General features: G+C 62.0%; 22 protein-coding genes and 1 pseudogene. 15 read left to right on the forward strand and 8 right to left on the reverse strand.

All coding sequences use genetic code 11. From position 1 onward, the window contains the following. Window position 1: 1 nt before the first annotated feature. Entirely contained in the window at window positions 2-1,297 is a 1,296-nt protein-coding gene (locus tag AC1RMG_RS13385) for a CitMHS family transporter (protein ID WP_011062629.1), read from the reverse strand. Window positions 1,298-1,428: 131 nt separating this feature from the next. Between AC1RMG_RS13385 and AC1RMG_RS13390 the strand changes: the two genes are divergently transcribed. Beyond that, on the forward strand, window positions 1,429-2,322 hold the full coding sequence (locus tag AC1RMG_RS13390; protein ID WP_011062630.1) for a LysR family transcriptional regulator: 894 nt from the start codon (window positions 1,429-1,431) through the stop codon (window positions 2,320-2,322). Between the two features lie 60 nt (window positions 2,323-2,382). On the opposite strand, the gene AC1RMG_RS13395 is transcribed toward AC1RMG_RS13390, so the two are convergent. Continuing rightward, window positions 2,383-2,985, reverse strand: coding sequence for a glutathione S-transferase family protein (locus AC1RMG_RS13395; RefSeq protein ID WP_011062631.1), 603 nt, complete (start codon window positions 2,983-2,985; stop codon window positions 2,383-2,385). A gap of 10 nt (window positions 2,986-2,995) precedes the next feature. Further along, on the reverse strand, window positions 2,996-4,162 hold the full coding sequence (locus AC1RMG_RS13400; RefSeq protein ID WP_011062632.1) for an aminotransferase-like domain-containing protein: 1,167 nt from the start codon (window positions 4,160-4,162) through the stop codon (window positions 2,996-2,998). 82 nt (window positions 4,163-4,244) lie between these two features. Between AC1RMG_RS13400 and AC1RMG_RS13405 the strand changes: the two genes are divergently transcribed. Continuing rightward, on the forward strand, window positions 4,245-4,688 hold the full coding sequence (locus tag AC1RMG_RS13405; RefSeq protein WP_262212660.1) for a MarR family transcriptional regulator: 444 nt from the start codon (window positions 4,245-4,247) through the stop codon (window positions 4,686-4,688). 287 nt (window positions 4,689-4,975) lie between these two features. Beyond that, window positions 4,976-6,325: an NCS2 family permease gene (locus AC1RMG_RS13410; RefSeq protein ID WP_015636600.1), complete on the forward strand. Its 1,350-nt coding sequence runs from the start codon at window positions 4,976-4,978 to the stop codon at window positions 6,323-6,325. A 237-nt stretch (window positions 6,326-6,562) separates the two neighbouring features. On the opposite strand, the gene uraH is transcribed toward AC1RMG_RS13410, so the two are convergent. After that, a complete protein-coding gene (gene uraH, locus AC1RMG_RS13415) occupies window positions 6,563-6,916 on the reverse strand; it encodes a hydroxyisourate hydrolase (RefSeq protein ID WP_011062635.1) in 354 nt (117 codons plus the stop codon). Between the two features lie 423 nt (window positions 6,917-7,339). Here uraH and puuE point away from each other — a divergent pair, with 423 nt between their 5' ends. From puuE to AC1RMG_RS13450, 7 genes and pseudogenes are all read left to right on the forward strand, one after another. Next, complete coding sequence (gene puuE, locus AC1RMG_RS13420) at window positions 7,340-8,266, forward strand: allantoinase PuuE (protein WP_011062636.1); 927 nt, start codon at window positions 7,340-7,342, stop codon at window positions 8,264-8,266. Then, window positions 8,263-8,778, forward strand: coding sequence for a 2-oxo-4-hydroxy-4-carboxy-5-ureidoimidazoline decarboxylase (gene uraD, locus AC1RMG_RS13425; RefSeq protein WP_011062637.1), 516 nt, complete (start codon window positions 8,263-8,265; stop codon window positions 8,776-8,778). The genes puuE and uraD overlap by 4 nt, the downstream gene beginning before the upstream one ends. Window positions 8,779-8,873: 95 nt before the next feature. Beyond that, window positions 8,874-9,869: an allantoicase gene (gene alc / locus AC1RMG_RS13430; protein WP_493169406.1), complete on the forward strand. Its 996-nt coding sequence runs from the start codon at window positions 8,874-8,876 to the stop codon at window positions 9,867-9,869. A gap of 83 nt (window positions 9,870-9,952) precedes the next feature. After that, window positions 9,953-10,456 carry an ureidoglycolate lyase gene (locus tag AC1RMG_RS13435; RefSeq protein ID WP_011062639.1) on the forward strand — a complete coding sequence of 168 codons (504 nt, stop codon included), beginning with the start codon at window positions 9,953-9,955 and terminating at the stop codon, window positions 10,454-10,456. Between the two features lie 51 nt (window positions 10,457-10,507). Beyond that, entirely contained in the window at window positions 10,508-11,830 is a 1,323-nt protein-coding gene (locus AC1RMG_RS13440; protein WP_015636602.1) for a urate hydroxylase PuuD, read from the forward strand. 168 nt (window positions 11,831-11,998) lie between these two features. Then, window positions 11,999-13,389: pseudogene (locus AC1RMG_RS13445) on the forward strand (nucleobase:cation symporter-2 family protein). 606 nt (window positions 13,390-13,995) lie between these two features. Then, window positions 13,996-14,781 carry an outer membrane protein OmpK gene (locus AC1RMG_RS13450; RefSeq protein ID WP_011062642.1) on the forward strand — a complete coding sequence of 262 codons (786 nt, stop codon included), beginning with the start codon at window positions 13,996-13,998 and terminating at the stop codon, window positions 14,779-14,781. 56 nt (window positions 14,782-14,837) lie between these two features. Here AC1RMG_RS13450 and AC1RMG_RS13455 read toward each other — a convergent pair whose 3' ends face one another. After that, on the reverse strand, window positions 14,838-15,623 hold the full coding sequence (locus AC1RMG_RS13455; protein WP_019093447.1) for a FadR/GntR family transcriptional regulator: 786 nt from the start codon (window positions 15,621-15,623) through the stop codon (window positions 14,838-14,840). A gap of 160 nt (window positions 15,624-15,783) precedes the next feature. On the opposite strand from AC1RMG_RS13455, the gene AC1RMG_RS13460 reads away from it, so the two are divergent. Both AC1RMG_RS13460 and denD read left to right on the forward strand, forming a co-directional pair. Continuing rightward, window positions 15,784-17,094: an MFS transporter gene (locus AC1RMG_RS13460; RefSeq protein WP_011062644.1), complete on the forward strand. Its 1,311-nt coding sequence runs from the start codon at window positions 15,784-15,786 to the stop codon at window positions 17,092-17,094. A gap of 15 nt (window positions 17,095-17,109) precedes the next feature. Next, window positions 17,110-18,084: a D-erythronate dehydrogenase gene (gene denD / locus AC1RMG_RS13465; RefSeq protein WP_011062645.1), complete on the forward strand. Its 975-nt coding sequence runs from the start codon at window positions 17,110-17,112 to the stop codon at window positions 18,082-18,084. Window positions 18,085-18,160: 76 nt separating this feature from the next. On the opposite strand, the gene AC1RMG_RS13470 is transcribed toward denD, so the two are convergent. The 3 genes from AC1RMG_RS13470 to AC1RMG_RS13480 all read right to left on the reverse strand — a co-directional run bounded on the left by AC1RMG_RS13470 (window position 18,161) and on the right by AC1RMG_RS13480 (window position 23,756). Continuing rightward, entirely contained in the window at window positions 18,161-21,352 is a 3,192-nt protein-coding gene (locus AC1RMG_RS13470; protein ID WP_493169408.1) for an autotransporter family protein, read from the reverse strand. A gap of 254 nt (window positions 21,353-21,606) precedes the next feature. Then, a complete protein-coding gene (locus AC1RMG_RS13475; protein ID WP_011062647.1) occupies window positions 21,607-22,773 on the reverse strand; it encodes a patatin-like phospholipase family protein in 1,167 nt (388 codons plus the stop codon). Window positions 22,774-22,823: 50 nt separating this feature from the next. Then, window positions 22,824-23,756: a lipid A biosynthesis lauroyl acyltransferase gene (locus tag AC1RMG_RS13480; RefSeq protein WP_015636608.1), complete on the reverse strand. Its 933-nt coding sequence runs from the start codon at window positions 23,754-23,756 to the stop codon at window positions 22,824-22,826. Between the two features lie 122 nt (window positions 23,757-23,878). Between AC1RMG_RS13480 and minC the strand changes: the two genes are divergently transcribed. From minC to minE, 3 genes are all read left to right on the forward strand, one after another. Continuing rightward, window positions 23,879-24,613, forward strand: coding sequence for a septum site-determining protein MinC (gene minC / locus AC1RMG_RS13485; protein WP_011062649.1), 735 nt, complete (start codon window positions 23,879-23,881; stop codon window positions 24,611-24,613). Between the two features lie 200 nt (window positions 24,614-24,813). After that, window positions 24,814-25,626: a septum site-determining protein MinD gene (gene minD, locus AC1RMG_RS13490; protein WP_011062650.1), complete on the forward strand. Its 813-nt coding sequence runs from the start codon at window positions 24,814-24,816 to the stop codon at window positions 25,624-25,626. Beyond that, on the forward strand, window positions 25,626-25,880 hold the full coding sequence (gene minE / locus AC1RMG_RS13495; RefSeq protein WP_007898843.1) for a cell division topological specificity factor MinE: 255 nt from the start codon (window positions 25,626-25,628) through the stop codon (window positions 25,878-25,880). The genes minD and minE overlap by 1 nt, the downstream gene beginning before the upstream one ends. Window positions 25,881-25,940 lie beyond the last annotated feature (60 nt).

The following is a 25,940-nucleotide window of genomic DNA, read 5'->3' on the forward strand; positions in this document are numbered from 1 at the left end:
CTTAAAAAACTCCCAGCAGCAGCGCGGTCAGGGTCATCAACACTGACGCAGCGAATAGAAAGGGGATGGTGAAACGCTGGTGGTCGGCCAGTTCGATCTTGCACAGGCCCACCAGCAGGAAGGTCGCCGGGGTCAGCGGGCTTACCGGGAAACCGGTGGTGTGCACGCCGAGCAACGAAGCCTGGGCCACTTGCAGCGGGTCGACACCCAGGGCCTTGCCCACTTCGGCAATCACCGGCATCACCCCGAAGTAGTAGGAGTCAGGGTCGAACAGCATGCTCAGGGGCATGGACAGGAACCCCACCACCGTCGGAATCAGCTTGCCGTGACCAGCAGGAATCTGCGCCACCGCCACTTCGGCAATCGCCTTGAGCATGCCGCTGCCCTGCATGATGCCGGTGAACACACCGGCCGCCAGGAGAATGCTGGCCATGGTCAGGGCCGTCTTGGCATGAGCATCGATGCGTGCCCGCTGGGCCTCGACATCCGGATAGTTGATGCACAACGCCAGCACCGTGCCGACCATGAACATCACCACCGGATCGACCCAGCCGGCAATCATCACCAGCATCACCAGCACCGTGAGCAGCAGGTTGATCCAGAAGCGCCCGGGACGGCGCAGCGCCTCTTCGGCGGGACTCAATACCCGGGTCGGGATGCCTGCACCGGCCGTGGCATCGGCACCGAGCCCCAGGCGGCGCTCCTCCCGGCGGCCGAGCCACCAGGCGCTGGCGAAGACGAACAGCAGGCCGACGATCTGCACCGGGATCAGCGGCTGGAACAGATCCGCCACCGGCACATGCAGGGCCGCTGATGAGCGCAGTACCGGGCCGGTCCAGGGCAGGAAATTGACCCCCGCGGCCATCGCCGCGACACAGGCCAGAATCCGTCGATCGATGCCCAGCCGGGTATACAGCGGCAGCATTGCCGGCACCGTCACCAGGAAGGTCACCGCGCCGGAACCGTCCAGGTGCACCAGCAGCGCCAGAAGCGCCGTACCGACCACGATCCGCGTCGGCCGGGTGCCGACGGTGCGCAGGATGCGGTCGATGATCGGGTCGAGCATGCCGGCGTCGGTCATGATGCCGAAGAACAGGATAGCGAACACGAACATGCCTACCACGGGGGCGACGTTCTTGATGCCGGTGACGATGAAGGCGCTGGTCTGCAGACCGAAGCCGCCGATCAGCGCGGCGATGATCGGCAGCGCAATCAGCGCGACCAGAGGCGACAGGCGCTTGCTCATGACGGCCGCGAGCAGGCAGAGAATGGTGATGACACCCAGGGTGGCGAGCATGGAGCAACTCCAGTGTGCCGCCTCTTCAAGCCGGGGCCGGAAGGCGGACGGTTATTGTTTTTCTGGAGTATTGAAATCGCGCTAGTCTTTGTAAATTGGAATATTCGGCGCCTTGCATTCGGAAAAACAAAATGAAGAACTCGATCCAGCATATCCAGGCCTTCCTCGCCGTGGCCCGCAGCGGCAACTTCAGCAAAGCCGCCGCCGAGCTGCACCTGTCGCCATCAGCCCTTACCGTGCAGGTCCAGCAACTGGAGGAATGGCTGGGGGTCGCCCTGCTCGATCGCAGCCCGCGCCATGTCAGCCTGACCGCTGCTGGGCTGCAGGCCCGGGGACCGATGGAGAAACTGCTGCTGGACCTGGACAACATCGTCAGTGGCTCCCGGGACCTGGCCGCCCTGCGTCGGGGCGTGGTCACCCTCGCCGCGCTGCCGTCGGTCTGCGCCGGGGTGCTGCCGCCGGCCTTGCGCCAGTTTCGCGAGCAATTTGCCGGAATCGAGGTACGCCTGCAGGACCTGGTGGCTCACCGCATTCATGCCCAGGTCCGGGCCGGCGAGGTGGATTTCGGTATCGGCGGGCGCGCCCGGCTCAGCCACGGGCTGGATTTCCAACCTCTGCTGGAGGATCGCCTGTGCCTGTTCGTGGCCACCGATCATCCCCTGGCCCAGCGCCAGTCAGTGACGCTGAAGGACCTGGCCCGCCAGCCGATCATTCTCACCGGCCGCGACAGCAGCGTGCGCGAGCAGGTCGAAGCGCTGTTCGACGACAGCCGACTGTCCCTGCTTCCAGCCATGGAAGCCAACTACATGAGCACGGTGCTGGCGCTGGTACGCCAGGGGCTGGGCATTACCCTGCTGCCGGAATCCGCCGATGACGGCCGTGAGGGCCTGCGCCGGATTGCCATCAAACACCCGGGGGTCAGCCGCGAGATCGGCCTGATCCGCCGCAGTGGCCAGCAACTGAGCCCAGCGGCGCAGCGCTGTTATGAGTTGCTACGCCAGAACCTGGCCGGCAAACATCGTTAGCGGGCCCCACAACGCACCGAACCGGCACAAGGCCGGTCCAGTGGGGATAAAAGCACCCGCTCAGTCGAGCATCGGCACGTGTCGCGGATGGCTTTGCACTCGCTGCATCCAGGCCTGGATGCCCGGGTAGCGGCTCAGGTCGAAACCGCCCTCATCGGCCACGTGGGTGTAGGCATAGAGCGCAATATCGGCGATCGAATAGTGCTCGCCCACCAGGTACGGGGTGCGGCTCAATTGTTTCTCCATCACGTCCAGCGCCTTGTAGCCACGCTTGTGCAACTTCAGGTATTCCTCGCGGCGCTCCTCCGGCAGCCCCTCGTAAAGCTGGATGAAACGCGCCACCGCGATGTAGGGCTCATGGCTGTACTGCTCGAAGAACTGCCATTGCAGAACCTGGGTGCGCAAGCGCGGTTCGCTGGGCAGGAACTGACTGCCGTCGGCGAGGAAGTTGAGAATCGCGTTGGACTCCCACAGGCAGGTGCCGTCTTCCAGTTCCAGAACCGGAATCTTGCCGTTGGGGTTCTTTGCCAGGAAGGCCTCGGTCTGGGTATCACCCCCGAGAATATCCACCGCCTGCCATTCATAAGGCAGCCCCAGCAGATTGAGCATCAACTTGATCTTGTAGCAGTTGCCCGAACGGTAATCGCCATAAACCTTGTACATGGCCCTCCCCTTAGGCTGCCTGTGCAGCCTGTGCTTGACGTATCACGGTGGCCAGCCGCTTGAGGCCTTCGTCCAGCCGCGCCGGATCGATATGGCTGAAATTCAACCGCAGATGCCCAGGGTTGCGTTCCGGATCGGCAAAGAACGGCTCACCGGGCATGAATGTGACGTCGTGCTCCAACGCCGACTTGAGCAAAGTGCGGGTATCCAGGGGCTGTTTCAAGCTCAGCCAGAAAAACAATCCGCCCTGGGGCACCTGCCAATCCGCCAGATCGGCGAAATGGGTGAGCAAGGCGCCCTGGAATTCATCCCGGCGCTGGCGATAGAAACTGCGCAACTGATCCAGGTGCGCCTGATACTGCTCGCTGCCGATCCACTGCATGGCCTGCCACTGGCCAACCCGATTGGTGTGCAGGTCCGCCGACTGCTTCAGCCGCAGCAGGTGCGGAAACAGGTCCGGGCTGGCAATCAGGTAACCCACCCGCAGGCCCGGCAACAGGGTTTTAGACACGGTGCCGGTGTAGATCCAACTGGCTTTTTCCAGGCGGCCGACAATAGGCGTGGCACTGCCACCATCGAACGTCAGCTCACGGTAGGGCTCGTCCTCGATCAGGGTCACGCCGAACTCGTCCAGCAAAGCCGCCACGGCATCACGCTTGGCTTCGCTGTAGCGCACCGCCGAGGGGTTCTGGAACGTCGGAATCAGGTAGATGAACGCCGGCCGGTGCTGCTCCAGGCGCGCGCGCATCTGCACCAGGTCCGGGCCATCGGCCTGCAGCGGTACGGTCAGGCAGTCGGCGCCGAACAGCTGGAAAATCTGCAGGGCGGCCAGGTAGGTCGGTGCTTCCAGCATGATCTGGGTGCCCTTGTCGATGTACAGCTTGGCTGCCAGATCGAGGGTCTGCTGGGAACCACTGACCACCAGCACCTGGCTCGCCTCGCAAGGCACCCCGAGCTGGCGCGCCTGGGCCGCGAGGGCTTCACGCAATTGCGGCTCGCCTTCGCTCATGCCGTATTGGCCCATGGCCAACGGCATGTCCTGCCATTGCACCTTGGGCAGCATCACTTCGGCCGGCAGGCCCCCGGCGAACGACATCACTTCCGGGCGCTGGGCCGCGGCAAGGATTTCACGGATCAGAGAGCTTTTGAGACGCGATACACGTTCGGAGAAGGCCATGGAGATCACCGCTAGCGAAGGCTGAGGAAAATACGTCAAACTGCTTGACCGAAATTACGCCGACCTTTGCAGATACGTCAATATGCTTGACCTTAAAAACCAGGCTTCGCAACAAGCGGCCATGGAAGCTTTCTTCTTCGGCTATCAGGCGTTTACCGCCAAGGCCGACGAAATGCTCGAACGCCGGGGCCTGAGCCGGGTGCACCAGCGCATCGTGTTTTTCATCGCCCGCTATCCCGGGCTCAGCGTCAAGGAACTGCTCAATCTGCTGGGGGTGAGCAAGCAGGCATTGAACACACCGTTGCGCCAATTGATGGAAATGCACCTGGTGGACAGCATCGCACCGGACAGCGACAAGCGTAAGCGCCTGTTGCAGTTGACCGCCGATGGCACAGGCTTCGAGCAATCCCTGCGCCGCGAGCAGGTCAAACTCCTGCAACGGGCCTTCAGCGAAGCTGGCGAGAGTGCGGTCAATGGCTGGCTGGCGGTGAACCAGGCGCTGGCCGGCAAACCCGTCGAAGACTGAGCCCCTGCGGGCGCCATTCATTGGTGCGCCGGCCCCGGCCTTGCCCCAAACCCTTGCACACCCCGGCGCAACGTCGGGGCCGCGATATAGCCATGTTCGCGGATTTTTCGCACACAACCCTAAAAACATTATTTGCTTTCTTTGTATACAAACGCATAATTCGCCCGACGAGTTCTTGACCCGCAGGTCAACAAAACCCGCACGCCTTACCTGCCTCAAAGAGCCGCTGCCCACCCTTGCGTGTCCGGCTCTGGAAAAAACAATAAAACTCTTGAGGAGTACTCGCTGTGGAAAGCCGCAAATCCGAAGCCTCTACGCTCGATCTCTCGCCGTCGCTGAACAGCGGCTGGCTGGAGCGCATCTTCAAACTCAGGTTGCATGGCACCACGGTGAAGACCGAGTTGATTGCCGGTCTGACAACCTTCATCACCATGGCCTACATCATCTTCGTCAACCCCAACATCATGGCCGACGCCGGCATCGATCACGGCGCAGCCTTCGTCGCCACCTGCATCGCCGCCGCCCTGGGCTGCCTGTTGATGGGCCTGTACGCCAACTGGCCGGTGGGCCTGGCCCCGGGCATGGGGCTCAACGCCTTCTTCACCTACACCGTGGTCGGCACCATGGGCTACCACTGGGAAACCGCCCTTGGCGCGGTGTTCATTTCCGGTGTGCTGTTCATGATCCTGACCCTGTCGCGGGTACGTGAATGGCTGCTCAACAGCATTCCGGTGAGCCTGCGGTTCGCCATGGGTGCCGGGGTCGGGCTGTTTCTCGGCCTGATCGGCCTGAAGACGGCCAACATCATCGTCGACAGCCCGGCCACCCTGATCAAGCTCGGCAACCTGCGAGACCCCGGCCCACTGCTGGCGGCCGTCTGCTTCTTGATGATCGCAGTGCTCAGCTATCACCGGGTCTTCGGCGCGATTCTCATCAGTATCATCGCCGTGACCCTGGCCGGCTGGGGCCTGGACCTGGTGCACTACAACGGGATCATGTCCACTCCGCCGAGCCTGGCGCCGACCTGGATGGCCATGGACATCGCCGGGGTGTTCAACGTCAGCATGATCAGCGTGGTCCTGGCGTTCCTCTTCGTGCACATGTTCGACACCGCCGGCACCCTGATGGGCGTGGCCCAGCGCGCCGGCCTGGTGAACGCCGATGGCAAGATCGAGAACCTCTCCCGCGCACTCAAGGCGGACAGTGCCTCCAGCGTGTTCGGTGCCGTGGTCGGTGTACCACCAGTCACCAGCTATGTGGAAAGTGCCGCCGGGGTCGCCGCTGGTGGCCGCACCGGGCTGACCGCGGTCACCGTGGGCGTGCTGTTCATTGCCGCAATGTTCTTCGCTCCCCTGGCAGGCATGATCCCCGCCTATGCCACCGCCGGCGCGCTGATCTATGTGGCGATGCTGATGATGGGCGGCATGGCCCACATCAACTGGGACGAGGCCACCGACAGCATTCCGGCCATCGTCACCGCGATCATGATGCCCCTGACCTTTTCCGTCGCCGATGGCATTGCCCTGGGCTTCATCACCTATGTGGTGCTGAAGGCCGGCACCGGCAAGTACAAGGAAATCTCCATCAGCCTGTATGTGCTGTGCGCGATTTTCATCGCCAAGTTCATTTTCCTCTAGGACGCCCTGCTCCACCCAGGCCCCATCCCGCTGGATGGGGCTTTTTCGTTGCCGATGATCAGCTGTGGCCAGCAGGTCCGGGGCGGTCACAGGGCCCTTTCGGCGGCGAGCCTGCTCCTGCGGGATCTAGTGGAGCCGACGACCAGTGAAGGCTTTATGCCAGACGAAAAAAAGCCCGCAGTGTGGGCGGGCAAGGACCAAAGAAGCTATTTGCGCAGGATTCTTGGGGGGAAAGTCCTAGCTTCCTCTGTAGGTCGAATAGCTGTAAGGCGAGATCAGTAGCGGTACGTGATAGTGGTCCTGCTCGGCGCTGATGCCGAACCGCAGTACCACCACATCCAGGAACGCCGGCTGCGGCAGTTGCACACCACGGGCACGGTAGTAGTCACCGGCATGGAAGTGCAGCTGGTACACCCCGGAACGGTAGTCATCACCCTGCAGCAGCGGCGCATCGCAACGGCCATCGCTGTTGGTCAGGGTGCTGGCGACCAATTCCAGCTGGGCCCCTTCCACTCGATACAGCTCGACCTTGATAGCGCTGCCAGGGCAGCCATGTGCGGCATCCAAAACGTGTGTAGTCAAACGTCCCATTGATTCTGCGTGCCTGGCGCCTTCAAGCGTTCAGGCCTCGCGCCTCCCGGAGTCAGTAATTGAAGGAGACCGCAGCGTTTCGACCGGTGAAAAGCTGCGGCGAGAGCAAGATTAAGACATTTTTCAAAAAAATTGTACACAATAATAATCGCAAATATTCCCGGCTCCGCGACGCTTCGAATGCATCAGCGGATTTGCCTGAACGCCATAGCGACAGACGACTTGTCATCCATTAGCTGACCATCCAGGCAAGTTTCTTGCAGGTGACAGCCATAGCGATAAAAGCGGAAAAATGCAAAAAATCAGGCTTACAAAGTGAAGACAAACTTGTATACAATCATTCCATCGCAGTGACGCCCACCTGGCTTTCCGGCTTCAGGTTCCGCCACGCCACCGTTATCACGAATAAGAAGGAAGACTGCAGTGAGCGCTGACTACCCTCGCGACCTGATCGGTTACGGCTCCAACCCTCCTCACCCTCACTGGCCGGGCAATGCCCGCGTCGCCCTGTCCTTCGTGCTCAATTACGAAGAGGGCGGCGAGCGCAACATCCTTCATGGCGACAAGGAATCGGAAGCCTTCCTCTCGGAAATGGTCTCGGCGCAACCGCTGCAGGGCGAGCGCAACATGAGCATGGAATCGCTGTACGAGTATGGCAGCCGTGCCGGCGTCTGGCGGATTCTCAAGCTGTTCAAGGAATTCGACATTCCACTGACCATCTTCGCCGTGGCCATGGCCGCCCAGCGTCACCCGGACGTGATCCGCGCCATGGTCGAAGCCGGCCACGAGATCTGCAGCCACGGCTACCGCTGGATCGACTACCAGTACATGGACGAGGCCCAGGAACGCGAGCACATGCTCGAAGCGATCCGCATCCTCACCGAAATCACCGGCGAACGCCCACTGGGCTGGTACACCGGCCGCACCGGCCCGAACACCCGGCGCCTGGTGATGGAGGAAGGCGGCTTCCTCTATGACTGCGACACCTACGACGACGACCTGCCCTACTGGGAACCCAACAACCCCACCGGCAAGCCGCACCTGGTGATCCCCTACACCCTGGACACCAACGACATGCGCTTTACCCAGGTGCAGGGCTTCAACAAGGGCGACGACTTCTTCCAGTACCTGAAGGACGCCTTCGACGTGCTCTACGCCGAAGGTGCCGAAGCGCCGAAGATGCTTTCCATCGGCCTGCACTGCCGCCTGATCGGCCGCCCGGCGCGCCTGGCCTCGCTCAAGCGCTTCCTCGAATACGTCAAGGGCCACGAGCAGGTGTGGTTCAGCCGCCGGGTGGACATCGCCCGTCACTGGCAACAGACCCACCCTTACCAGGGAGCGGCGAAATGACTGCCTTCCAGAGCCTCAAGCCCTCGACCCTGAGCCGCGAAGATTTCGTCAAGGCCTTCGCCGACATCTACGAACACTCGCCGTGGGTTGCCGAAAAGGCCTACGAACTGGGGCTCGACGCCTCCGTCGACCAGATCGAGACCCTGCACCAGCGCATGAGCGACATCCTGTTGAGCGCCGATCACGCCAGCCAGCTGGCACTGATCAACGCTCACCCGGACCTGGCCGGCAAAGCCGCCGTCCAGGGCCAGTTGACCGAAGCCAGTACCAATGAGCAGGCCGGCGCTGGTATTCACCAATGCACCGCCGAAGAGTTCCAGCGCTTCACCGAGCTCAACGACGCCTACAAGGCCAAGTTCAAGTTTCCCTTCATCATGGCGGTGAAGGGCAGCAATCGGCACCAGATCCTCGCCGCATTCGAAACCCGCATCCACAACTCGGTGGACACCGAGTTCAAATGCGCACTGGCTGAAATCAACAAGATCGCCCTGTTCCGCTTGCTGACCCTGTAGCGATTGCCCGCCTGGCCCGAGAAAGCATCTGCACCGATGCATTTCCCAGGGCCTCGCGAGCACCCCGGCCACTGAATTCAAGGCAGACAAGAAGAATGAAAACCAACGCCGTAGCTTTCGAGAAGTTCGTCAACCTGGCCGATGCCCGGCTGGGAACCAAGATCATCTCGGTCACCGATGACTGGTTCGCCGACGCCAACCGCCTGTTCCAACCGACTCCGGCGGTCTGGAAGGAAGGCGTATTCGATGACAACGGCAAGTGGATGGATGGCTGGGAATCACGCCGCAAGCGCTTCGAAGGCTACGACAGTGCGGTCATCCGCCTCGGCGTGGCCGGCTCGATCAAGGGCGTGGACATCGACACTTCATTCTTCACCGGCAACTTCCCGCCCTCGGCCTCCCTGGAAGCCTGCTTCCTGGCCGCAGGCGAACCGGATGAAAACACCCATTGGACCGAAGTGCTGCCGGCGGTGGAGTTGCAGGGCAACAGCCACCACTACCACGAGATCCACAACCACCAGCCGTTCAGCCACCTGCGCTTCAACATCTACCCCGATGGCGGCGTAGCACGGCTGCGGGTCTACGGCATTCCCTACCGCGACTGGTCGGCCATCGGCGACGACGAACAGGTCGACCTGGCTGCCGCCCTCAACGGCGGCCGCGCCCTGGCCTGCTCCGACGAGCACTTCGGGCGCATGGGCAACCTCCTCAACCCCGGCCGCGGCATCAACATGGGTGACGGCTGGGAAACCGCCCGGCGCCGTACTCCCGGCAACGACTGGGTGATCATCGCCCTGGGCCATGCCGGTGAAATCGAAAAGATCATCGTCGACACCCTGCACTTCAAGGGCAACTACCCGGACAGCTGCTCGATCCAGGGCGCCTTCGTCAAGGGTGGCACCGACAGCCAGATCGAAACCCAGAGCCTGTTCTGGCGTGAACTGCTACCCAGCCAGAAATTGGAAATGCACGCCGAACACAGTTTCGTCGAACAGATCAGGGCACTGGGGGCTATTACCCACGTGCGCCTGAATGTATTCCCGGACGGTGGCGTCAGCCGCCTGCGACTGCTGGGCAAGGTCAAAAAATAAAGGGTCGCGCAGCGCGCGGGCGACCGGTTTGCCCGCAGTAGCCACGGACCAGACAACAACGAACTCGAGATAAGAAGAACAGCATGCGCACATTAGTGATTGAGCCCCTGAGCAAAGAAGCCTTCGCCCCTTTCGGTGACGTAATCGAGACCGACGGCAGCGATCACTTCATGATCAACAACGGTTCGACCATGCGCTTCCACCGCCTGGCAACGGTCGAGACCGCTCAGCCGGAAGACCAGGCCATCATCAGCATCTTCCGCGCCGACGCGCTGGACATGCCGCTGACCATCCGCATGCTGGAACGCCATCCGCTGGGCAGCCAGGCTTTCATCCCGCTGCTCGGCAATCCCTTTCTGATCGTGGTCGCGCCACTTGGCGATGAACCTGTATCGGGCTTGGTCCGTGCCTTTGTCAGTAATGGCAGGCAGGGCATTAATTACCATCGCGGCGTCTGGCACCACCCGGTGCTGACGATCGAAAAGCGGGATGACTTCCTGGTGGTTGATCGCAGTGGCACTGGCAATAACTGCGATGAGCATTTCTTCAAAGAGGATGAGCGTTTGATCCTCGCCCCCCACCAATAAGAGAAGGTCTGATCACCCGACAACAAGGGTGGCAGGCAAGAGGTAAAGACTGTGGAAGCACATCTGTTGGAATGGCTCAACCTGAGCGTGCGTTGGGTACATATGATCACTGGTGTGGCCTGGATCGGCGCATCGTTCTATTTCGTCTGGCTGGAGAACAACCTCAACCGCGTCAACCCCAAGGACGGCCTGTCCGGCGACCTCTGGGCGATTCACGGCGGTGGTATCTATCACCTGGAAAAATACAAGCTGGCACCGCCCTCGATGCCGGAGAACCTGCACTGGTTCAAATGGGAAGCCTACTTCACCTGGATGTCCGGGATTGCCCTGCTGTGCCTGGTGTTCTACTTCAACCCGATGCTCTACCTGGTTGCCCCCGGCAGCGGCCTGACCGGCCCTGAAGGCGTGGCCATCGGTATCGGTGCGTTGATCGCCGGCTGGTTCGTCTATGACTTCCTCTGCGATTCGCCACTGGGCAAGAAGCCCGCCCTGCTCGGCTTCATCCTGTTCCTCCTGCTGATCGGCGCTGCCTATGGCTTCAGCAAGGTGTTCAGTGGCCGTGGCGCGTACCTGCATGTGGGCGCCATCATCGGCACCATCATGGTGGGCAACGTGTTCCGCATCATCATGCCGGCCCAGCGCGCGCTGGTGGCAGCGATCGCGGAAAACCGCACCCCCGACCCGACCCTGCCGGCCAAGGGCCTGCTGCGCTCGCGTCACAACAACTACTTCACCCTGCCCGTGCTGTTCATCATGATCAGCAACCACTTCCCGAGCACCTACGGCAGCCAGTACAACTGGTTGATCCTGGCCGGGATCGCGGTCCTGGCGGTATTGGTGCGTCATTACTTCAACACCCGTCATGACAGCCACAAGTTCGCCTGGACCCTGCCCGTCGCGGCACTGGGCATGATCTGCCTGGCCTACGTGACCGGCCCGACCCCAGCGCCAAGCGCTCCGGAAGTGGCCAAGGCCCAGACCCAGTACCAGCCATTGCCGGAAACCGCCCTGGGCGGCAAGCCGGCAACCTCGGCTGCGACAGAGGCACCGGCCGCTCCAGCCGCTGCGGCAACGGCTCCGGCCAGTGCCCCGGCGCAGGCGGCCAACGCCGGCCCGTCCTTCGACAAGGTGCATAGCGTGATCCAGGAGCGTTGCGCGGTCTGCCATTCGGCCAAGCCCACCAGCCCCCTGTTCAGCGCAGCACCGGCCGGGGTGATGTTCGACACTCCTGAGCAGATCCGCCTGCAAGCCGCGAGGATCCAGGCCCAGGCCGTCGCCAGCCAGATCATGCCGCTGGGCAACATCACCCAGATGACCCAGCAGGAACGCGAACTGGTCGGTGCCTGGATTACCCAGGGAGCCCAGACCAACTGATCAGCCTGGTACCCGGCTGATTCGCGAGCAAGCTCGCTCCTACAGAACCGCAATTGTCTGTAGGAGCGGGCTTTCTTGCCATCAGTCAGAAGATTCGCCTGTTGCAAACACGTTGCGCGTAAAGACGCAGCGGTTAAATCACAAGAATAAAAAGATCCGAGGTGTTGCATGTCCGATTCATCCGAACAGTGCGTCCCCGATGCGCCCGCCATTCAGCGCTTGCCCTTCCTGCAACTGATCCTGGTCGGTCTGCAGCACGTCCTGCTGATGTATGGCGGTGCAATCGCGGTACCGCTGATCATCGGACAGGCCGCTGGCCTGAGTCGTGAAGAAATCGCCTTCCTGATCAATGCCGACCTGCTGGTTGCCGGGATCGCCACCATCGTCCAGTCAATGGGCATCGGCCCCATGGGCATTCGCATGCCGGTGATGATGGGGGCCAGCTTCGCCGCGGTGGGCAGCATGGTGGCCATGGCCGGCATGCCCGGCATCGGCATGCAGGGAATTTTCGGCGCAACCATCGCCGCCGGTTTCTTCGGCATGCTGATCGCGCCGTTCATGTCCAAGGTGGTGCGCTTCTTCCCGCCGCTGGTCACTGGCACGGTCATCACCTCGATCGGTCTCTCGCTGTTTCCCGTGGCGGTGAACTGGGCAGGCGGCGGCAGTAGCGCAGCCCAGTTCGGCTCGCCCATCTACCTGACCATCGCCGCCCTGGTGCTGGGTACCATCCTGCTGATCCACCGCTTCATGCGCGGCTTCTGGGTGAACATCTCGGTACTGATCGGCATGGGCCTGGGCTACATCCTCTGCGGCCTGATCGGTATGGTCGACCTCAGCGGCATGGCCCAGGCGCCCTGGCTGCAGGTAGTCACACCGCTGCACTTCGGCATGCCGCAGTTCCACCTGGCCCCGATCCTCTCCATGTGCCTGGTGGTGGTGATCATCTTCGTCGAGTCCACCGGGATGTTCCTGGCCCTGGGCAAGATCACCGGCCAGGAGGTCACCCCACGCATGCTGCGTCGCGGCTTGCTGTGTGATGCCGGGGCATCGTTCTTCGCTGGCTTCCTCAACACCTTCACCCACTCCTCCTTTGCCCAGAACATCGGCCTGGTGCAGATGACCGGCGTGCGCTGCCGTTCCGTGACCATGGTCGCCGGCGGCCTGCTGATCGTCCTCAGCCTGCTGCCCAAGGCGGCGTTCCTGGTGGCGTCGATTCCACCGGCGGTGCTGGGGGGCGCGGCCATCGCCATGTTCGGCATGGTGGCTGCGACCGGGATCAAGATCCTCCAGGAAGCCGACATCGCCGACCGGCGCAATCAGTTGCTGGTGGCCGTGAGCATCGGCATGGGCCTGATTCCCGTGGTGCGCCCCGAGTTCTTCGCCCACCTGCCCCTGTGGATGAGCCCCATCACCCACAGTGGCATCGCCATGGCGACCTTGAGTGCGCTGGTGCTGAACCTGCTGTTCAACATTCTCGGGGGGAGCGAGCGCGCGGCCAGCAATGCGGATCACGCCCATCAGCACTGAGTCACCAGCAGGGTGCCGGTTCGGCGCCCTGACCTTGCTTCACCGTTCATGCTTGACCGCAGCGCTCGCCCACTCAGGATCGAGCGCTACCCATTAGACGCTGCGCCTTGAAAATAAGAACAAACAGGGAGCAACACCTATGCAGCCTGCCCAGGCTTTCCTGGCGGTGGCCGCTGGACGGCCATTAGCGCCATGCAATCCCCCTGACGGCCGCCAGTCATTGGCACTCTATTGCCCTTCAATGCGGATGCTTGCCTGAGATGGCCCGCATACCCGCCCCAAAGTGGTTGCAAGTGCGCCGTTGCGGAGCACTTGAGCCCTGCCGTGAGAGCCAGTATTCTCCGCGGCCGCGCAAGTCTGGTCTAAAAAAAAGCCCGGATGAAAAACCTGACCCAAGAGCCAACTTATCCCGGCCTGGACAGGTAACAAGGCGCAAGAAAACATCGCGAAAAACACTCTCGCCCGGCGGTATCGCTACAGCCGGACGGGAGTTTTTTGCTTTTTTTCGGCCTTGGCTCAGCTCTTGCTAACAGCAACAAAGCTGACCGATCGGATGGTTTTTTGCAGCAACGAAAAAAGGCGCCAAACCAGAGCGCCAAGCCAAAAAAACGTGGAACTACCTACTTGGGAGCAACCGAATGAAACCGATGTGCAAGAGCCTGATGTTGGCCGCCAGCTTGCTGGCCGGGGGGCAGGCCGTGGCTGGCGACCTGTTGCAATGGCAGAACAACAGCCTGACTTACTTGTATGGCAAGAACTTCGAAGTTAACCCGCAGATTCAACAGACGGTCACTTTCGAACATGCCGATGCCTGGAAGTACGGGGATAACTTTTTCTTCCTCGACCGCATCTTCTATAACGGCAAGGAAGACGGCAACGTCGGCCCGGACACTTACTACGGCGAGTTCACGCCACGCCTGTCGTTCGGCAAGATCTTCGACCAGAAACTTGAATTCGGCCCGATCAAGGACGTGCTCCTGGCGTTCACCTACGAGTTTGGCGAAGGTGACAACGAGTCCTACCTGATCGGCCCGGGCTTCGACCTGGCAGTCCCTGGCTTCGACTATTTCCAGCTGAACTTCTACCAGCGCCACACCGAGGGCAGCCGCCCGGGCGACAACGTCTGGCAGATCACGCCAGTGTGGTCCTACACCATTCCCGTGGGCCGTTCGGACATCCTGATCGACGGCTACATGGACTGGGTGGTGGACAACGACCAGAACGCCAAGGGTACCTACCACGCCAACCTGCACTTCAACCCGCAGATCAAGTACGACCTGGGCAAGGCGCTGAATTGGGGCGCCAAGCAGCTGTACGTCGGCTTCGAGTACGACTACTGGAAGAACAAGTACGGTATCGAGGACTCGCGCAACTTCGAGACCAACCAGGACACCGCCAGCCTGCTGGTCAAGTACCACTTCTGATGCTTGGCTGATGCCGCCTGCGCCCCTCCATGGAGGGGCGCAGGCGGTATTTGCCATCAGGCAATGCGTGAACCGGAATCCCGCCAGAATGCCGGATCGGCACTCTTGAGCCGCTCCACCGCGTTATGGATGTGGCTCAGCGCCGCTTGCCTCGCCCCTTCGACATCCCGCGCCGCAATCGCCCGATAGACCGCCAGATGCTCGGCACGCACCGTGCGCGCCAGATCCTTGCGCCGTTCCTCATTGGAGCGGGTGATACGAATCGCTTCCTTGATGAATTGCGCAATGAATTCATGCAGGGAGGGGTACAGCGGGTTACCGGTGGCCTGGGAAATCGACAGGTGGAACGCCAGGTCCTGCTCCACCCCATCCTGACCCGCCTGCTCGGCGCTATCGATAGCCAGCAGCGCCTGATGAATCGCCTCTAACTGCGAAGGGGTATGGCGCTGGGCCGCCAGGGCCGCCGCCTCGCCTTCGATACCACGACGCAGTTCGGTGACCCTGAGCACCGCCTCGATCGAGCCACGTACGTCCAGGTCGATAGTGAACGCCTTGATATGGGCGCCCTCGCACACCACGGTGCCGCTGCCTTGGCGCACCTCCACCAGGCCCGCCGACTTCAAGCGGGATATGGCCTCGCGGATGACGGTGCGGCTGACGCCGAAACGCTCGCACAGAACCGGTTCGGTGGGCAGGCGCGCTCCCGGCAGGACTTCGCCATTGGCGATGTGTGCCTTGAGCGCCGCAGTCACCTGGTCCGCCAGCGTGCCCTTGGCCGAATCCTTGAGCGTCGCCAGGGAATCGGCGGCGGGGAAAGCGTTATCAGGCTTGGACATGGGCATCTCGGTAGTCAAATTGGCTAACGGTACTGCATTTCAGGCACGCCGTCCTGCCCGAAGCCCGCCATTGAATTCGTATGATGTATTATGTTATCTAAGCCATGTCAGCAAGTCCGATAAAAACAAAATCACCCAAATACAAGAAACAAGGATGGGTAAAGACATGCCTGAATCACTGTCGCAAACCGCCTCGGCCCCGGTCACCGCCTCCTTCGAGGACCTGGCCTACCGTAAAGTCGCCTGGCGCATCCTGCCGCTACTGTTGCTGTGCTACCTGGTGGCCTATCTGGACCGGGTCAACGTCGGCTTCGCCAAGCTGCAGATGTCCGAAGACCTGCAGTTTTCCGAAGCGGTCTATGGCCTGGGCGCCGGGATCTTCTTCATTGCCTACTTTCTGGTGGAGATTCCCAGCAACCTGATCCTGCATCGAGTCGGCGCGCGGCTGTGGATCGCGCGCATCATGATCAGCTGGGGCCTCATTTCCTCGTGCATGGCCTTCGTCAGCACCCCCACTTCCTTCTATGTCATGCGCTTTCTGCTGGGCATCGCCGAGGCCGGGTTCTACCCGGGGGTGATCCTCTACCTGTCGTACTGGTTCCCCTCCAACCGCCGCGGCAAGATGTACGCACTGTTCGCTACCGCCGTGCCGCTTTCGGGGCTGATCGGCGCACCGCTATCCGGGTGGATCATGAGCGCCCTCAATGGCCATCACGGATTCGCCGGCTGGCAGTGGATGTTCTTTCTCGAAGGCCTGCCCTCGATTCTGGTGGGCGGCCTGGTGATCTACTGCCTCAGCGACCGGATCGCCGACGCCGGCTGGCTGACCCGGGAACAGAAGACCCTGCTGCAGAGCAGGATCGAGGCCGAAACCGACGGCCACCAGGTACACAGCGTGCGCCAAGTGTTCGGGCAGCCGCGGATCTGGCTGCTGACCGCCATCTACTTCTGCATGATCGCCGGCTTCTACACCGTCGGTTTCTGGCTGCCCTCCTTGATTCGCCAGGCAGGCGTCAGCGACGTCTTCCAGGTCGGCATGCTCACCGCGATTCCCTATGCCGCAGCGGCGCTGACCATGGTGCTGATATCCCGCAGTGCCGACCGCCTGCGCGAACGTCGCTGGCACCTGGCGCTGACCGCGGTGCTGGGTGGGGTGGGGCTGATGATTTCCGCCACCTGGAGCGACAACTTCACAGTGTCGATGATCGGCCTGACCCTGGGGGCCATGGGCGCCTTCAGCACCCTGCCACTGTTCTGGAGCCTGCCCACTGCCTTTCTCGGCGGCACCGCAGCGGCAGCCGGGATTGCCCTGATCAACTCCTGGGGCAACCTCGCCGGGTTCGTTTCACCCTACCTGATGGGCTTTCTCAAGGACCTGACCCAGAGCACCACCATCGGCATGTACGTGATGGCCAGTGCGCTGTTCGTCGGAGCCCTGCTGGTCTTCAAGATCCCCGGAAAACTGGTCAATCGCTGATAGTTGGAGTTACTCATGAATATTCTTGTCACCGGCGCCGCCGGGTTTCTCGGACGCCGCCTGATCCAGGCCCTGCTCGAGCGCGGCTCACTCACCGACCGTCACGGCCAGTTGCACCCCATTCAACGGATTACCGCGTTCGACCGCGACCCCGTGCAAGGCCTCGACGACCCTCGGGTCCAGGTCAAGGGTGGGGATATCACCGATCCCCAGGTCCTGGCGAACCTGATCGACGCCAACACCCAGGGCATCTTTCACCTGGCCGCAGTGGTCTCCAGCCAGGCAGAAAGCGATTTCGATCTGGGCATGCGCGTCAACTTCAGCGCCACCCAGGGACTGCTGGAACGCGCGCGACAGTTGGGTACTTGCCCGAAGTGGGTGATGACCAGCTCGGTGGCCGTCTTCGGTGGGCAACTGCCGGACACCGTCGGCGATGATCAAGTCTGGTCACCCCAGAGTTCCTATGGCACCCAGAAAGCCATGAACGACCTGCTGCTGGCCGACTATAGCCGTCGCGGCTTCGTCGATGGCCGCAGCCTGCGCATGCCCACCATCGTCGTGCGCCCCGGCAAGCCCAATCTGGCGGCATCAAGCTTTGCCAGCGGCATCATCCGTGAGCCCCTCAACGGTCAGGCCAGTGTCTGCCCGGTGCCCTTGAACACCCGGCTATGGCTGATGTCACCGGCACAGGCCATTGCCAACCTGGTTCACGGTCATGAGCTGGCCGCCGAGCGCTTGAACCAGGGCCGAGTGATCAACATGCCCGGTTTGTCACAGACAGTGGAGCAGATGATCGATGCGCTGCGCGAGGTGGCCGGTGACGCAGTGGCCCGGCAGGTTCAATTGCGGCCGGATGCAGCCATCGAGCGCATCGTCGGCTCTTGGCCGGGAGCGTTCAGCACACCTTATGCAAACCAACTGGGCTTCACCGCGGACCCGGACTTTGCCAGCGTGATCCGACAGTTCATCAGGGATTATCTGCATCGTTGAACAACGGACCGCCCCCAGGATGGCCTCCTTGAGCTGGAGGCCGTCCTCGCTGGGTTTGCCACAAGACCTGCAAGCACTACCAGCTGTAGCTCAGGTTCAACTGCCCGCCGTAACCGTACTCGCTGGCGCTTCCCGAATGGCCGAATAGATGACTGGATAGCTCCACATCCCGAGCGACCCGCAACTGGGCTCCTACCTTCAACTCCAGAGCATCCCGCGATGGCCTGGCATCGAAGCTGTTACTCCCCATCCGTACCGACGGCACCGCCTCGCTATGCAGCCAGTTGGTTTCGACAAAGGGTCGCAGCACCGATTCATCGGCTGCCTGACCAGGCTGCTGGTAGAGCCGCACGCCAATACTGGAGCGCCAGGCATCGGCAGTGCCATTGCGCAACCGCGTATCCTGCAAGTCTGCGGCCCTGGCGGTATAACGGCTATAGATCAGCTGCCCGCGAGGCTCCACCACCCAGGCCCGGAAGGGAGAATCAGCGGCAAATGGCGCCAATGCATAGCCGGACTCCAGGGAGGCCGACCATAGGTTCGAATCATAATCGGCGGACCCCAGTTCACTGCTCAGCCGGTTGGTATAGCGACCGTACTGCAACCAGGTGTCGACATAGGCGCCCAGCCGGTTCACGTCATCCGCATAGAAAGTGCCATACACGCCCGCCGAATAACCCGAGACCTTGCCATGGGCCTTCGCTTGAACAGCAGTATTGGTGTCGCGGCGCATCAATGTGGAGGTCGAGTCGATGCGCGCGTCGCCATAGCCCGCCATGAGCCCGGCATAGAGCGCGCCTTGCGCGCCCACCGGCCGGCGCAGCAACGCCCCGCCCATCTGCACCACATCGCTGCTGGAATCGATATCGACCTTGCCTTCGGCCATGCGCATGCCCTTGTCATGCCGCCCCTGGGCCCGCATCCAGAGTCCCGAAACCTGGCGGTCGGCCCCCAGGCTGCGTTTGCTTGCACGGTCCTGCAGGCCATGGTCGAACATTGTCCTGGTGGCCTGCTGGGTGCCGATATATGCCCCGCCTTCCGGTGCCACCTGGCTGGCTTCTGAGGTCAGGTACCAGTCATTCGTGTTGCCCGAGATGCCACCTTGCACCAGGCTGTACTCATAGCCATTGATCGAAAGGCTGCCGACGCTCCAACGATAACCGCTGGAGCCCGTGTCCAGGTAGAAGGCGTCGGCTGCGATGGTTCCGCCATTGATCGCCTGCACCAGGGGGATCCCTTCCTGCGTCAGCCCCCCCTTACCGCCAGCGTTGAGCACTCGCACTGCGGTTCGGCCACTGGCCGTTCCACCATCGATGACCAGCCGGTCGCTGGGGGACGTGTCTCCGCCCAGGTGGGTGTTGAATACCATCGTGCCATTACCGATGTAGTCGTTAACGGTCAGGGTCTGGAAACCGGCTGCGCCGAACACCAGCGTACCGTTGTTGGTCAAGGTGCCCAGTGTCGAGTCACTGCGTATGTTCCAGCGGCTGCTGTCATCGAGCAGCAGGCTGTTGATCCGCCCTCCGCTCTCGGCCCGCAGAGCCCCCGTCAATTCCGAGCCGGCGCTGAGGCTCAGGTCCACACTGCCGTTCTGGGCAAGGACATCGCCCACCAGCGTCGAGCCGCTGGCCTCGACACTGACCTGGCCGGTATCGACGGGAACATTGTTCAACATTGCCTGGCGGGTCTGCAGAAAGATGCCCTGGGCCTCCTGCCCATCGGCACGCGCAACAATGCTCGAGTTCATCAGGGTGAACTGATGATCGCCGCCACTGGCCAGCAAGCCTGCGCCATCCTGGGTACTGATCTGACTGCCGGTCAGCGAAAGGCTATTGCTCGCCGTCCCGCTGTTGACATAACTCCAGACGCCAGACGCCAGGTCCCCGTGAGTGGCCAGCCGGGAGTTCTCCAAAGTTGCCACCGCACCATTGCCCAGTGCCAGGGCGGACGCACCGTTGCCGTTGGTGATGACCTCGGAGCTACTGGCGGCCAGACGCGCATCGTCCGCCCGCACGAACAGACCATGGGCCGCTTGCCCATGGGTGACGACCTCAGACTGTGCCAGGCGCAGGTCGGCCCCCGTAGTTTGTGCCAGGGCGCCGAAGGATCCGGCGCCGAATGTTTCGATCCTGATATTGCTCGCCTCAATGCTGGCGTCGCTGTCGAACTGGTTGTACAGGTACAAACCCAGCGAATTCGCACCATGAGTGGTGATGCTGCCGTTGCTCAGCGTCGCCTGGCCGGCCCGGTTATCCAGCCCGTGGGCAAACTGGGCGCCGTAGGTGTCGATGCTGAAGCGATCGGCCACCAGCTTCGTCTCGGGCATGAACATCCATATTCCGCCTGCTTGAGCTCCAGAGGAGCTGATGCGGACGTTATTCAACGTGGCGCTGGCGGCGTCGCCATTGAGGTTGAGCCCATAGCCATTGCTGGAGCTCAGCGTTGCATCGCGAATATCGGCTGACGAGCCAACGCCGTCGAAGTCGTACCCCAGAAATACTGCGTCCTCGTGGGCGGTGAGGCTGCCGCCAAGCATCGAGAATTTGCCACCATAAAGTCGGGCGCCGGAGTAGCTGGCAGAAGTGCCATGGCTGTCGATGAAGGCCAGGCTTGAACCCGCCCCCCTGACATCCAGAACCGAAGCGTCCTCGCCCGCCGTATTGATGGTGACCGCCTCCAGCGTCATTGACGCGCGCTGGGACACCTCGGCGCCATATCCGCTGGCATTACTGGTAGAGATGCTCAGGTTACGAGCGTCCAGAGCCGTTCCCGCACCCGAGGCGACCACGCCATGGCCATAGGTGCCGAGGGTGGTAATGCTGCCACCGTCAAGCGTGATACGGCCACCACCATACGCGTACGCACCAAATGACTGCCGGGAAGTGAGCGAGGTGCCGGTGGCGACGATTTCACTGCCAGGACCACGGGCCTCGAGCGCGTAAGTGCGGTGGCTCAGTACCTGGCTATCCACCAGAGTCACGTGTCCACCATCGCTGGCGCTGACCCCGACCGTGAAGCTGCCGACCGGGGAACCGGCCTGGATATCAACCCCTTCGGCATTCAGGTTATTGCCCTTGGCCGAGATGTTGATCGCCGCCCCCGGGCCGTCATAGATCACGGAGTCGCCCGGATGCAGGCTCATCGAATCACCGCCAGCCGGATTGGAGAGATCAATCTGGCCGTACTCAGCAGCTCGCGTCTGGATCGACACAGCCACGAGGGACATCGTAAAAAGGCCCGACAGCGTCGAGCGGACCAATCGTTGCATGAGACTACCTACCACATTTGCGTCGCAGGCTCCTCAAGACAATGTCCACAATTGACAGCAAATGGCCGTAGAAGGCAGGAGGAACCGCGATGATGATCGACATTGATCACCACCATCATCCAAGCGATCCCGAACCTTTGTAATCAGATTGATCTCAAAAGACTGCACCGGCCCTCGGCAGCGCCGGCAATAGAGAGCAGGAAGGGCTGCGCGCATTGTTCCGCACGCAGGCGCGTGCATGCTCCCAAGCGGATTCAGGCCCGTGGCGCGCGCGCCAGCCCAAGGAAGCGCGCCAGCTCCTCGCGCTTGGCCAGGGCGTCACTGCGTCCCAGCTCGATCAGCTCGTTGCAGTAGGCCGCTTCAAACAGCAGATAGCTCAAGACCCCTGCGCCGCTGGTGCGGGTCGCCCCGGGCCCACGCAGGAATACACGCAACGCTGCCGGCAGCTCATGCCGATGACGAGCGGCAATCTCGTCGATGGGCTGGCTGGGGGCAATCACCAGCACTTCCACTGGAGCAATGCCCAGGGCGCGGTCGGCCGCACTGCCGGGCAGCAACCGGCTGAAGTGATTGAGCCGTTCCAGCAATTCGATATCGCTTTCCAGGCTGTCAATGAAGGTGCTGTTGAGCATGTGCCCGCCAATCTGCGCCAGGGTCGGCTCCTGACCGGTATAGGTCCGCTGCCCGGCACTCTCCGGATCGTTGCCCCGCGGGTTGCCGCTGACGCCCACCACCAGCACACGGCTGGCCCCCAGGTGCAGGGCCGGGCTGATGGGCGCCGACTGGCGCACCGCCCCATCGCCGAAATACTCCTGGTCGAGCTTCACCGGCGCGAACAGCAAGGGGATCGCCGAACTGGCCAGCAAGTGGTCCACCGTCAGATGGGTGGGAATGCCGATCCGTCGATGCCGCAACCAGGGATCGATCACCCCGCCCCCTTGATAGAAGGTCACCGCCTGGCCGGATTCGTAGCCGAACGCGGTTACCGCCACAGCGTGCAATTGGCCCTGGGCAATCGCGTCGTTGATGCCCGACAGGTGCATGTGTTCGTTGAGCAGCTCGCGCAGCGGCGAGTTGTTGATCAGCGCCACCGGCACCTGGGCACCCAGCCCCAGCAGGCTGTGGCCGACAAAGCGGCTGGCCTGGCGAATGACCCCGGGCCAGTCGCTGCGCATTACCTGATCACTGCGAAAGTTGCGCCAGAACGCCGTGAGGCGCTGGATCGCCGCAGAAAAGTCCGCGGCGCCACTGGCCAGGCTGACGGCATTGATGGCCCCCGCTGAAGTGCCGACGATCACCGGGAACGGGTTGCGCGCCCCCGGGCCCAGCAACTCGGCAATCGCCGCCAGCACGCCGACTTGATAAGCGGCCCGGGCACCACCGCCGGAAAGAATCAAACCTGTTACCGGTCCAGCACTCATTGCTTCACTCCATCCATGGCGTACCAGGGCCGCTCATCAAGGCCAGAGGGTCAACCGCGCTTCTTATAGAGCTTGGGCTCGCCTGGCGGCCGGCTCTTGAAGCGACGGTGAGCCCAGAGGTACTGCTCGGGGCAGGCGCGCAAGGCGGTTTCCACCCACTGATTGATCCGCAGGCAATCCTCCTCTTCGGTGGCGCCGGGAAAATCCGTCAGGGGGGCATGGATCACCAGACGGTACCCACTGCCATCGGCCAGGCGTTCCTGGGTGAAAGGCACCACCAGCGCCTTGCCCAGGCGGGCGAACTTGCTGGTAGCGGTGACCGTCGCGGCCTGGATACCGAACAGCGGCACGAAAACGCTCTGCTTGGCGCCATAGTCCTGGTCCGGCGCATACCAGATCGCCCGTCCGGACCGCAGCAGCTTGAGCATGCCGCGCACGTCGTCGCGCTCCACCGCCAGGGAATCGAGGTTGTGGCGCTCGCGCCCGCGGCGCTGGATGAAGTCGAACAGTGGGTTCTTGTGTTCGCGGTACATGCCATCGATGGTGTGTTGCTGGCCCAGCAGCGCCGCGCCGATCTCCAGGGTGGTGAAGTGCAGGGCCATGAGAATCACCCCATGACCGTCGCGCTGGGCTTGCTTGAGGTAGTCCAGCCCTTCGACATGGGCCAGCCGAGCCAGCCGCGGCTTGGACCACCACCAGCTCATGGCCATCTCGAAGAAGGCGATCCCGGTGGAGGCGAAGTTCTCCTTGAGCAGGCGTTTGCGTTCCGCGGCGGACTTTTCCGGGAAACACAGTTCCAGGTTGCGCTTGGCAATCCGCCGGCGCTCACCGGCCACCCGGTACATCAGCGCCCCGAGGGCGCGACCGATGTGCAGCAGTGCGGCATAGGGCAACTGGACGATCAGCCATAACACACCAAGCCCCAGCCACAGCGGCCAGAAACGTGGAGACAAGAATGCAGCTCGAAAACGCGGGCGATCCATTACAGATTCCGGGACAGACAACAAGGTCGCGCATTCTACATCGGTTCGACCTGGCTTGCGGGGCGCGGGCGATCTCGTTATAAGTCTCGGCACTTTTAGTGACAAGCCGCCTTCTGCAGACCATGAGCCAAACCGAATCGCTAGACCAAGATCCTGTGTTCCAGTTAAAGGGCAGCATGCTCGCCATCACCGTGCTGGAACTGGCCCGCAACGACCTCGAAGGCCTCGATCGCCAACTGGCCGCGAAAGTCGCCCAGGCGCCGAACTTCTTCAGCAACGCCCCGCTGGTACTGGCCCTGGACAAGCTGCCTGCTGGCGAAGGCTCGGTGGATCTGCCCGGGCTGATGCGCGTCTGCCGCCAGCACGGCCTGCGGACCCTGGCGATCCGCGCCAGCCGCATCGAAGACATTGCCGCGGCGATTGCCGTCGACCTGCCGGTGCTTCCGCCTTCCGGCGCCCGGGAGCGGCCGCTGGAGCCACCGGAAAGTGAAATCAAGAAGCCGGAAAAACCGCCGGAACCCACCATCAAACCGACTCGCATCATCACCTCGCCCGTACGCGGTGGGCAGCAGATCTATGCCCAGGGTGGCGATCTGGTGGTGGTGTCCTCGGTCAGCCCCGGTGCGGAACTTCTCGCCGATGGCAATATCCATGTATACGGCCCCATGCGCGGTCGCGCCCTGGCCGGAGTCAAGGGTGACACCAAGGCGCGGATTTTCTGTCAGCAATTGAGCGCTGAACTGATCTCCATCGCAGGCCAGTACAAGGTTTCCGAGGACCTGCGACGCGACCCGCTGTGGGGCTCCGGAGTCCAGGTCAGCCTGTCGGGTGACGTGTTGAACATCACACGTCTTTAACGGATACTGCCGCATTTTCCAAGCATCTCTAAAACGTAGCGAAAACGGCTCAAACGAAGTAGGAAATTGGCAATCAGCAGTGTTTATCGACGATAAACCCTGCCGCTGACCGAGCTCCAGCCAAGGCTGTCCGACTGCAGTAGTTTTCAAGAGATGTTTTTCAGGGGCTAAAAGTCCTTTTTCCTTAGGGGTGAAACACCTTGGCCAAGATTCTCGTGGTTACATCCGGCAAGGGTGGTGTGGGTAAAACCACCACCAGCGCCGCTATCGGTACCGGCCTCGCTCTGCGCGGCCACAAAACAGTGATCGTCGACTTCGACGTCGGCCTGCGTAACCTCGACCTGATCATGGGCTGCGAGCGTCGCGTGGTGTATGACTTCGTCAACGTGGTCAACGGCGAAGCCAACCTGCAGCAAGCCCTGATCAAAGACAAGCGCCTGGAAAACCTCTACGTACTGGCCGCCAGCCAGACCCGTGACAAAGACGCGCTGACCCTGGAAGGCGTGGAAAAGGTCCTGATGGAACTCAAGGAAACCTTCGAGTTCGTGGTCTGCGACTCCCCGGCCGGTATCGAGAAAGGCGCGCACCTGGCCATGTACTTCGCCGACGAAGCGATTGTCGTGACCAACCCTGAAGTGTCTTCGGTGCGTGACTCCGACCGTATGCTCGGCCTGCTGGCCAGCAAATCCCGTCGCGCCGAAAAGGGCGAGGACGCGATCAAGGAACACCTGCTGTTGACCCGCTACAACCCGGAGCGTGTCAGCAATGGCGAAATGCTCGGTGTTGAAGACGTCAAAGAAATTCTGGCAGTGACCCTGCTCGGCGTCATTCCGGAATCCCAGGCAGTGCTCAAGGCTTCCAACCAGGGCGTGCCGGTGATTCTCGACGACCAGAGTGATGCTGGCCAGGCCTACAGCGATGCGGTTGACCGCCTGCTGGGCAAAACCGTGGAGCACCGGTTCCTTGATGTCGAGAAGAAGGGATTCTTCGAGCGCCTGTTTGGAGGTAGATAATGAATCTTTTTGACTTCTTTCGTGCCAGCAAAAAGGTCAGCACCGCGTCGGTAGCGAAAGAGCGTCTACAGATCATCGTGGCGCATGAACGCGGCCAGCGCAGCACCCCTGATTACTTGCCCGCCTTGCAGAAGGAACTGGTGGAAGTGATCCGCAAGTACGTCAATATCGGGTCCGACGACGTGCACGTCGCTCTGGAAAACCAGGGCAGCTGCTCGATCCTGGAACTCAATATCACCCTGCCTGATCGCTGATTGATCCGACGGGAGCCACGGCGGCTCGCGGGCCTCATGCATTGCATCGAGGTCGGCGAG

The sequence above is a fragment of the Pseudomonas sp. GW822-FHT04H02 genome (assembly GCF_058800645.1).

Excerpts from the sequence above, each read along its gene's own strand:
- AC1RMG_RS13385 (WP_011062629.1), bottom strand. The coding sequence starts at position 1,297 with ATGCTCGCCACCCTGGGTGTCATCACCATTCTCTGCCTGCTCGCGGCC.
- AC1RMG_RS13390 (WP_011062630.1), top strand. The coding sequence starts at position 1,429 with ATGAAGAACTCGATCCAGCATATCCAGGCCTTCCTCGCCGTGGCCCGC.
- AC1RMG_RS13395 (WP_011062631.1), bottom strand. The coding sequence starts at position 2,985 with ATGTACAAGGTTTATGGCGATTACCGTTCGGGCAACTGCTACAAGATC.
- AC1RMG_RS13400 (WP_011062632.1), bottom strand. The coding sequence starts at position 4,162 with ATGGCCTTCTCCGAACGTGTATCGCGTCTCAAAAGCTCTCTGATCCGT.
- AC1RMG_RS13405 (WP_262212660.1), top strand. The coding sequence starts at position 4,245 with ATGCTTGACCTTAAAAACCAGGCTTCGCAACAAGCGGCCATGGAAGCT.
- uraH (WP_011062635.1), bottom strand. The coding sequence starts at position 6,916 with ATGGGACGTTTGACTACACACGTTTTGGATGCCGCACATGGCTGCCCT.
- uraD (WP_011062637.1), top strand. The coding sequence starts at position 8,263 with ATGACTGCCTTCCAGAGCCTCAAGCCCTCGACCCTGAGCCGCGAAGAT.
- alc (WP_493169406.1), top strand. The coding sequence starts at position 8,874 with ATGAAAACCAACGCCGTAGCTTTCGAGAAGTTCGTCAACCTGGCCGAT.
- AC1RMG_RS13435 (WP_011062639.1), top strand. The coding sequence starts at position 9,953 with ATGCGCACATTAGTGATTGAGCCCCTGAGCAAAGAAGCCTTCGCCCCT.
- AC1RMG_RS13450 (WP_011062642.1), top strand. The coding sequence starts at position 13,996 with ATGAAACCGATGTGCAAGAGCCTGATGTTGGCCGCCAGCTTGCTGGCC.
- AC1RMG_RS13455 (WP_019093447.1), bottom strand. The coding sequence starts at position 15,623 with ATGCCCATGTCCAAGCCTGATAACGCTTTCCCCGCCGCCGATTCCCTG.
- AC1RMG_RS13460 (WP_011062644.1), top strand. The coding sequence starts at position 15,784 with ATGCCTGAATCACTGTCGCAAACCGCCTCGGCCCCGGTCACCGCCTCC.
- denD (WP_011062645.1), top strand. The coding sequence starts at position 17,110 with ATGAATATTCTTGTCACCGGCGCCGCCGGGTTTCTCGGACGCCGCCTG.
- AC1RMG_RS13470 (WP_493169408.1), bottom strand. The coding sequence starts at position 21,352 with ATGCAACGATTGGTCCGCTCGACGCTGTCGGGCCTTTTTACGATGTCC.
- AC1RMG_RS13475 (WP_011062647.1), bottom strand. The coding sequence starts at position 22,773 with ATGAGTGCTGGACCGGTAACAGGTTTGATTCTTTCCGGCGGTGGTGCC.
- AC1RMG_RS13480 (WP_015636608.1), bottom strand. The coding sequence starts at position 23,756 with ATGGATCGCCCGCGTTTTCGAGCTGCATTCTTGTCTCCACGTTTCTGG.
- minC (WP_011062649.1), top strand. The coding sequence starts at position 23,879 with ATGAGCCAAACCGAATCGCTAGACCAAGATCCTGTGTTCCAGTTAAAG.
- minE (WP_007898843.1), top strand. The coding sequence starts at position 25,626 with ATGAATCTTTTTGACTTCTTTCGTGCCAGCAAAAAGGTCAGCACCGCG.